Here is a 1,324-nt window from a genome sequence, read left to right as displayed (position 1 = left end):
CATGGCCGGGTCGATCACGCCGCCATGGACGACAACGTGACTGCGGGATCATCGCTCAATTGCGTTACGCTTTCCAGTGTCATGTAGCGTCCCCGCTGGACCGCCCACTCGTCGTTCTGCTCTAGTAGCAAAGCGCCGACGAGGCGGGTGATGGCATCCTCGTTGGGGAAGATGCCGACCACGCCGGTGCGTCGCTTGATCTCGCCGTTCAGGCGCTCGAGTGGATTCGTGCTGTGCAGCTTGGTGCGATGCTGCGGCGGGAACGACATGTAGGCGAGCACGTCCTCCTCCGCCGTATCCATCAGCTTTGCGAGTTTAGGGACGCTGGGTCTCAGCTGGTCGGCGACCTTGCGCCACTGACCCTTGGCGGCTTCGGGCGTCTCCTGTGCGTACGCGGTGGCGATGAAGGCCGAGACGACGCGCCGCCCGCTCTTGCCGGCATGGGCCGTAGCGTTGCGCGCGAAATGTACGCGGCACCGCTGCCACGTGGCGCTGAACACGCGTGAGACGGCAGCTTTGATGCCCTCGTGGGCATCCGAGATGATGAGTTTCACACCGCGTAGGCCCCGCCGCGCGAGGCCGCGGAGGAAGTCTGTCCAGAACGTCTCAGCCTCCGACGCACCGATCGCCATGCCGAGCACCTCGCGCCTGCCGTCACCGTTCACGCCGACTGCAATGGTGACCGCGACCGAGACGATCCGACCAGCCTGACGCACTTTCAGGTACGTCGCGTCGATCCACACGTACGGCCAGTCGCCCTCGATAGGCCGGTCGAGAAAAGCCTTCACGCGGACGTCGATCTCCTCGCAAAGCCGGCTTACCTGGCTCTTCGAGATGCCGCTCATACCCATGGCCTTCACCAGGTCGTCGACCGAACGGGTCGAGATGCCTTGGATGTATGCCTCCTGGACAACCGCGGTCAGCGCTTTTTCTGAAAGGCGCCGGGGCTCCAGGAAGGCGGGAAAGTAGCTGCCCGTCCTCAGCTTGGGGATGCGCAGTTCAACGGTGCCGGCCCGCGTTTCCCAGTCGCGCTCGCGGTAACCGTTACGTTGGGCAAGCCGGTCGCTGCTCTTCTCGCCATATCCAGCGCCGGTCAGACTACCGACCTCCAGATCCATCAGCCGCTGCGCGGCAAAGCCTATCATCTCACGCAGGAAATCTGCATCCGCGCTCTTTCCCACCAGCGCCTGCAGGTTCATCGTGTCGTCGGTCATCGAAGGTCTCCTTTGGTTGAGTCTTGCAACCCAAACCTATCCGAAGATCTTCGATGGCCACCCGTGAACCTGACCGGCCGCTACAGCGCTGGATGATAGCGCGCGGCCGG

Annotated in this window: 1 protein-coding gene; it reads right to left on the bottom strand. The window is 63.6% G+C overall.

The features are described from left to right. Window positions 1-14 precede the first annotated feature (14 nt). The gene (locus NLI89_RS21615) at window positions 15-1,214 is read right to left on the bottom strand and encodes an IS256 family transposase (protein WP_017503803.1); all 1,200 of its coding nucleotides are present in this window, start codon (window positions 1,212-1,214) and stop codon (window positions 15-17) included. Between the last annotated feature and the right edge of the window lie 110 nt (window positions 1,215-1,324).

The organism is Sphingomonas faeni, assembly GCF_024273235.1.
Taxonomy (GTDB): Bacteria; Pseudomonadota; Alphaproteobacteria; order Sphingomonadales; family Sphingomonadaceae; genus Sphingomonas; species Sphingomonas faeni_A.
Note: the sequence above shows the minus strand (reverse complement) of the source record. Positions and strands in the feature narration are given on the sequence as shown.